5 protein-coding genes are annotated in these 7,105 nt (G+C 40.4%); 2 read left to right on the top strand and 3 right to left on the bottom strand.

The window, feature by feature from the left end; translation table 11 throughout:
* Positions 1–115 precede the first annotated feature (115 nt).
* Positions 116–1,780: a serine hydrolase domain-containing protein gene (locus CXF78_RS06270; RefSeq protein WP_180957064.1), complete on the top strand. Its 1,665-nt coding sequence runs from the start codon at positions 116–118 to the stop codon at positions 1,778–1,780.
* 431 nt (positions 1,781–2,211) lie between these two features.
* Here the strand turns inward: CXF78_RS06270 and CXF78_RS06265 are convergent, their stop codons facing one another.
* The 3 genes from CXF78_RS06265 to CXF78_RS06255 all read right to left on the bottom strand — a co-directional run bounded on the left by CXF78_RS06265 (position 2,212) and on the right by CXF78_RS06255 (position 5,292).
* On the bottom strand, positions 2,212–2,802 hold the full coding sequence (locus tag CXF78_RS06265) for a hypothetical protein (RefSeq protein WP_102036287.1): 591 nt from the start codon (positions 2,800–2,802) through the stop codon (positions 2,212–2,214).
* 522 nt (positions 2,803–3,324) lie between these two features.
* Positions 3,325–3,864: a response regulator transcription factor gene (locus tag CXF78_RS06260; protein WP_102036286.1), complete on the bottom strand. Its 540-nt coding sequence runs from the start codon at positions 3,862–3,864 to the stop codon at positions 3,325–3,327.
* Between the two features lie 105 nt (positions 3,865–3,969).
* A complete protein-coding gene (locus CXF78_RS06255; RefSeq protein WP_102036285.1) occupies positions 3,970–5,292 on the bottom strand; it encodes a sensor histidine kinase in 1,323 nt (440 codons plus the stop codon).
* 390 nt (positions 5,293–5,682) lie between these two features.
* Between CXF78_RS06255 and CXF78_RS06250 the strand changes: the two genes are divergently transcribed.
* The gene (locus CXF78_RS06250; RefSeq protein ID WP_102036284.1) at positions 5,683–7,089 is read left to right on the top strand and encodes an alanine/glycine:cation symporter family protein; all 1,407 of its coding nucleotides are present in this window, start codon (positions 5,683–5,685) and stop codon (positions 7,087–7,089) included.
* Positions 7,090–7,105: the final 16 nt, after the last annotated feature.

The following is a 7,105-nucleotide window of genomic DNA, read 5'->3' as shown; positions in this document are numbered from 1 at the left end:
TGGCTTGCAATCGAGGACAAGAGTTACCAAGGAGATGTTCACTTGTAAGTATTTTGAACAAAAATAGAATACAGTGGACTAAAAGAAGACATGTAATTTTAAAATGGAGTTTAAGTTGCTAAAAATCAGATCATTAATCCTCGTGAGTGTGTTTATTGTTATTTCTACATTTCGCCCAGATGCTATTGCTGAGCCTAGCCAGTTTGACATTGATAGTATTTTTTCCGAATGGGAACAAGTTGACCAGCCAGGCGGCACTGTAGCAGTTATTAAAGAAGGCAAACTCATTTTCAGTAAAGGATATGGCTTAGCCAATATCGAGCACTCAGTCCCTAATACTCCAACCACCGTTTTTAGAATTGCATCTACCTCAAAACAATTCACAGCAGCGACTATTCTCCTATTAGTTCAGCAACAAAATTTGAATTTAAACGATTCGCTCTACTCTTTCTTTCCAGATTTTCCAGATTATGCAAAAGACATCACCATAAGACATTTGCTCCACCACACTAGTGGGGTTAGAGATTATTTTAACCTTAAAGAGTTAAAAGGTTTTCGAACTGATGATTACTATGATGATGCAGAGGTCATGGGGTGGTTGACCGCTCAACCATCACTTAATTTCAATCCTGGGGAGGAGTTTTTATACAGTAATTCAGGTTATTGGTTACTTGCACAAATAGTGCAAAAGGTAACGGGAGTTTCAATGGCCTCATTCGCTGACAATGAAATCTTTAAGCCTCTGAAGATGCACAATACGCGGTTTCATAATAATCATAACCGTATTGTGAAAAATAAAGCCTATGGATATACCCCCTTCTCTGGACCTGAATTCGAAATTAACATGTCAACATTAGATCTTATTGGTGATGGCGGCATTTTAACTACTGTAGAAGATTTAAAAAAATGGGACGATGAGTTTTATCAACAAAAAGTGTTTGATAAAAACTTTTGGGAAAAAATGACAACCGTTGGAACGCTCAATAACGGTGAGCAACTTGATTATGCTTCAGGGCTTCGTATAAGTGATTATAAAGGGCTTAAACAGATAGACCACGCAGGGTGGTTTGGCGGTTTTAAGTCGAATCTGATTAGATTTCCAGAGCAAAAATTTTCAGTCATTGTCCTAGCGAACAGAGAGGATGCTTATTCAACTGGTTTAGCACGCCAAGTTGCTGATCTATATTTAAATCAGTTCTACAAAAAAGAAGTTGAAAGTGCGCCGCAGTTTATTGAACTTAACGCAGATCAGTTAAAGAATTTTTCTGGTCACTATTGGAGTGAAGATAGAAGTGATTCACGTCATGTGTATATTAAACAGGGAAAGTTAAAGCTATCACCAGCCCCCGAACGAGAATATGATTTAGCCCCTCTTTCCGAAAAGCAGTTCAAGCTAATGGGTGTGTCTGCTAACGTCATTATGACTTTTATGCCTAAAAGTAATCAAATGTCAGTCTCGGTAAATGGTCGGGATCCCTTTATATGTGATGAGTACACACCAGCCAATTACAACGGCGACCAATTAGCCCAATTTACGGGAAATTTTTACAGTGAAGCATTAATGGTCAATTACCACATCAAGATAATTGACGGTGAGCTACAGCTTCATATAGGTAACAGTCTGGTATCTAAGCTTGATGCGGTGCAACAAGATATGCTGGTCAGTCGCAACCTTGGTGTCATCCATATAGAAAGAAACCCCGAAAGCGTAATTACTGGGTTCAAGATGTCCTCAAATCGAGTTAAACATGTCCAGTTTAAAAAAGTGTTGGCTGAATAGTCGAGTTCAATGCTTGTAATAGTAAAAGCATCTAATAATCAATTGCTTATGGCGCGACTTAAAAGTGCTCTTTTACTTTCAGGAAGAAAGATTGCTAGTACTGAGTAGCCCTATAACCTAGGGTTACTTTTTAAGTAGTGACTTTAAATAGTCTAATTAATGTGGAGATAATCTCAATAGCTTCTTAAGTATTTCAGAACTTAGCCATACTTATCATCATCTGAACTTAAGACTTAAGACTTAAGACTTAAGACTTAAGACTTTAGTGCTTCAGTTCTAACAAGCTTTGGTTAAAGTACGTCTGAGGGGATCAACCTAAGACGTTTCTGTCCAAAAATAAGCTAGATAACTTCTGAAGTAATGTCCAACTTTCGTTAGCCAATACAGTTTCTTCTTGGTCTGGTATGGACTAAGCGCCACAACGGTCATGGCTATGTGCAAGACCTAATAGGTTTAATATAACCAGATTTGTCTTCACCGATCTCTAACACGTTAACGTGTTCCATAAAGGTAAAAAACTCATCATTCTCATTAAGTTTTAAAAACACGTTTAATTCATTATTTTTAACAGAAAACTGACTATTTTCACATACAGACTCGACACTAAGATTAAAGCTTCCTCCGCCATCGCTATTGTTCATTCTGTATTTCTTTACAAGCTCCTGCCCTCGAAGTATTTTTAACGTATCATCTTGACTCAATTGCAAAATATAAAACTTACTGTCTCGATTTATTTCTTGTGTTAACTCATTAGGTAATACGTATTTAGCATTCAATTTTACAAAATACTCGTCCTCAAAATTATAGTTTGGGTCATTCGTTGTAAATTCAAACTTAATCACTACGTCGTTATTACTAACCACGATTCCATTAGGGGCTTGAACCGCGACAACTATCTCACTTGGTTCAAGTTCTAGCGGATTGACACTCATCATTTTATACATTGTTGTTAGTGGAATACTGCTGCATCCAGAAACAGCGCAAATCATCATTAAAAATATAAAAATAAATCTACGCTTCATAATCCGTTAATACCTTACTAAAAATTAATAGTACTGAAATCCATTTTATTAGTTTGATAAGCACAACTAAACCTCTAATAGTTATACTCATTTATTTATGTTGTGTCACGTTCAACGGCAATGTATATCACACCACAGTTATTGTTCTAGTTCATAAATGCATTATTCAACTCTGAACTTGAGGCCGTTGAAGAAAATAGCGTGAGCTGGCCATGGACGGCCAGCTCGCTTTCGAGGGGAAGGGACGCCCCATCGTAAGCGTTAGCATTTTCGAATAAGGCCGAAGCGATCTACAAATGCCGGTCAAAGTTAAATCTGACACCATGGCGACATTTTCGCAGTTCTTGTTTTGTAAATAGCGAAAATGTTGTGGTGCGGCTGGGAGATCCAAGAGGGAACAGCCGTTGGTTTCCTCTTGGTCTGGTGTGGGTAAAGCGCCACGACGTTGGTGGCCGCAGGCCATGAAGCAATATCTAAAAACACCCTTTGTCCAAAGTAGGACAAACACACAACTCCCCTATTCTACCGATTATCTGCCGTTGGCTTTTTTAATAACTTGCGCTGCAAGGTTCTGCGGTGCATGCCCAGTTGGCGGGCAGTTTCTGATACGTTACCATTGTTGGTGGCGAGGACTTGTTGAATGTGTTCCCATTCGACCCGTTTGGGGTTAAGGGGTAGTTCTTCAATATCACCATAAGTCGTTGTAGTGTCTGGTGTGACTAATAATGCATTTAATAAGGTTTGAGTGTCGACGGGTTTGGCGAGGTAATTGTCTGCGCCGAGGCGGATGGCTTCTACCGCAGTCGCGATGCTGGCAAAGCCAGTGAGCAATACCATGTGGACGTTGGGTAATAATTGTCTTAACGGTTTAATTAACGACAAACCATTATGTTCAGCCAGTTTCATGTCTAACACGATATGCGTTGGCACAAATTGCCTGGCCATTAATAAACTGTCGCTGGCGTGATGGCAGGTTTTACACTCAAAGCCATGTTTGCCAAGGCGGCGAGCTAATATGGTCGCTAGGGCTAAATCATCTTCTATAATCAATAGCTTGTTCATGATGTTCTCAATTCAGCTTCTATTTATTTCAACGTCTATTATTTCAATTTCGATTTATTTCAACGTCTGTTTACTTCGACACGCTTCTATTCGTTTAAAATAGCTTCAACTCGTTTTTTGTACGCTTAACGGCAACGTCACGATGGCTTCTGTGCCGCATTCTGAATGTGGTTTAAGGTATAACTTACCGCCTAAACGCTCAAAGCTGGTGTGACTTAATAATACCGCGATGCCCATCCCTTTGGGACTTTTTACCATGTTACTGCCTAAAGTTTGTAATAAATGAGTCGCAATGCCGACACCGTAATCACGTATAGTCATACTCAGCTGATTGGGTTGTGACAAACCAATATTGATATCTACGCGGGTCTGGTGTTGATTATCTTCACTGGCTTGAATACCATTTTGAATTAACGCCATTAATGCAGGCAACAAGCTCATGTCGGTCATGACTATACATGACTCAACTTGTGGTGCTATGGCGATATTCAGTTGTGCTTCTGGCATCAACAAACTTATCTGTTCGGTTAAGGTTGCCACTAATTTGTCGACACGCTGCTCTGTCAATTTATGCTCTCGTATCGACTCGGTCGCTAAACGTAAGTCTGCTAAGGTGACCTCGCAGCGATTCAACGCTTGCTGCATTTCGCTGATCAATTCCATTTGTTCTGCATCATGATGGGTATCGACTAACTCATCGGTGAGTAAACGCAATGTGGCTAATGGCGTTGCTAGTTGGTGGGCCATTTGCGCTGATGCGGTGCCTAAGGCCAATATTTTTTCCTGGCGTAACTGGGCTTCTCGTAAATAACGTAGCTCGGCATTTTTTTGCCTAATGCGTTTAGCAATAAAGCCTACGGTGACGGTTAACACCAACGCGGAAATAACAAAGTTAAACCACATGCCTAAATAGTGCGATCCCATGTCCATACTGTGGCTTGCAGGCATAACATGATTTGCAGCCATTGGCATTTGGCTCATGTCATGATCCATTACCGAGACACTATTTTGTTCGGTGATATCAACAATCATCAAAGTATAAAATATCGTCGATACGATGGTTAAGCACCACGGTGCCCATCTAGGTAAGGTAATCGCTGAAATCGCAATCGGTAATAACAGCAATGAAACAAAGGCATTGGTTGCTCCACCGGTAAAATATAACCAGGTAGCCCAAAACAAGGTGTCTAACAATAAGGTTAAAAACAACAAACCATTGTTGTTCATGCTGAGTCGATGAAATCGGTAGCTAAAGCCGACATAACAAGCTTCAAATATGAGCACGTAAGACAAGGTTACTGGAGGCGTGGTTAAGCCAAATAAGTCGGTAGCAAACAGAATAAGGCCGATTTTAAGGCCCCAATTGACTAATCGCAGTAACGCTAATTGTTGCTGATTTGCATTAAAAGGCAGACTCGCATTTGTCATACTATTATTTATCCTAATTTTTATGATGTATTAAGCTAAAGAACCCGCTTTCAAATGTTAGAGCCTTACAACACGGCAATTGTGGAGCATTTTATCAAAAATTTACCCTTGAAGTGCCAATATTAACGATATTAATTCTGCAAAGCAGACTCACTTTTTTAGTCAAAAATAAAGTTAACAACTAACAAAAACGCCTCGCCTAGCGTTAAATATGTAGATACAATGCATATCGATTCAAATAACAAAGTCAACCAACTGCATTATAACCCCTCTTACAGGGTTATTAACGCATTTGGACGTTGGCTATGTTTGCATTCATAGGTCATTTTTTCGAAATGTAACCTTTTTAAATATCTAATAATAAAACGATAAAACCAAGGAAGTTGTTCAATGATTAACGACATTATATCGCTCGCCAACAATGTGCTATGGGGCGAGTACCAAGTACTCATTTATATATTGGTATTTGCCGGTATATGGTTTTCATTAAAATTAAGATTTATTCAACTTCGCCATTTTGGTTACATGTTTAAAGTGATGAAAGGCAGCACACAAGGTGACAAATCTGGCATTAGCTCGTATCAAGCTTTGTGTACTGGCCTGTCTGCCCGTGTGGGAACTGGTAATTTAGCCGGTGTCGCTATGGCGATTTCGTTGGGTGGCAGCGGCGCAGTATTTTGGATGTGGGTTATCGCACTACTGGGTATGGCAACCGGATTTGCCGAAAGTATTTTAGGTCAGTTGTATAAAGTGCGCGACGACCATAAAGAATACCGCGGTGGACCCGCTTATTATATCCGCGCTGGGCTGAATAAACCTTGGTTAGCGGTATTATTCGCGCTGTGTTTATTCCTGGGTTACGGCATTAGTTTCAGTGCCATGCAAGCCAACACGATTACTGACGCACTCAACCACACTTTCGAGTTATCGCCAGTATATTCCGGTGCGGTTATTACCTTTATTGCTGGCATCATCGTTATGGGAGGTCTTCGCAGTATTGCGCGTTTTGCTGAGTTCGTGGTGCCGTTTATGGGATTGGCATTTATTTTATCCGCAGTGGTGGTCACCATTATTAATATCCAGCAAGTACCTGGAGTATTGATGGATATTATTAACTCTGCTTTTGGGTTAAATGAAGCGGCGGCTGGCGCACTGGGTGCTGCGATTAAAAACGGTATTCAACGCGGGTTATATTCTAATGAAGCCGGCGCTGGTAGTGTGCCGCATGCCGCAGCTGGTGCCACACCGGTTCCTAATCACCCGGTTGCACAAGGTTACGTACAAATGCTTGGGGTGTTTATCGACACTATGGTGTTGTGTAGTTGTACCGCGATTGTGATTTTATTGGCTCAAGGCAGTATTGGCTCTGAAATGGAAGGTATTAGGATCACTCAAAACGCCATGACTTACCATATGGGAATAAGCGGCGATATGTTTGTTGCTATCATTATTACCCTATTCTCTTTTACTTCTGTGGTAGCCAACTACGCCTACGCCGAAAGTAACTTACATTTATTTAAGCTCGACAATATCTATGGCCGCACCATTTATACACTTTTGTATTTAAGCATGGTGTATTGGGGAGCGAATGCCTCATTAAAAGAAGTGTGGAACATGGCCGACATGGCACTAGGTTTAATGACGGTAGTGAACATCAGCGCCATAATGCTGTTAACCCCGACCATCGTAAATTTAACACGCGATTATCAAGTTAAACTTAAAACCACTAACAAGCCTGAATTCAAACTGGCCGATGTAGAAATACAAGGTAAAACAGAAGACGGTGTGTGGTCGTAAGCCTGTAATCAACGTA

The organism is Shewanella sp. 11B5, assembly GCF_002836795.1.
Lineage (GTDB): Bacteria > Pseudomonadota > Gammaproteobacteria > Enterobacterales > Shewanellaceae > Shewanella > Shewanella frigidimarina.
The sequence above is the reverse complement of the archived record's forward strand: the minus strand, read 5'-3'. Positions and strand labels throughout refer to the sequence as shown.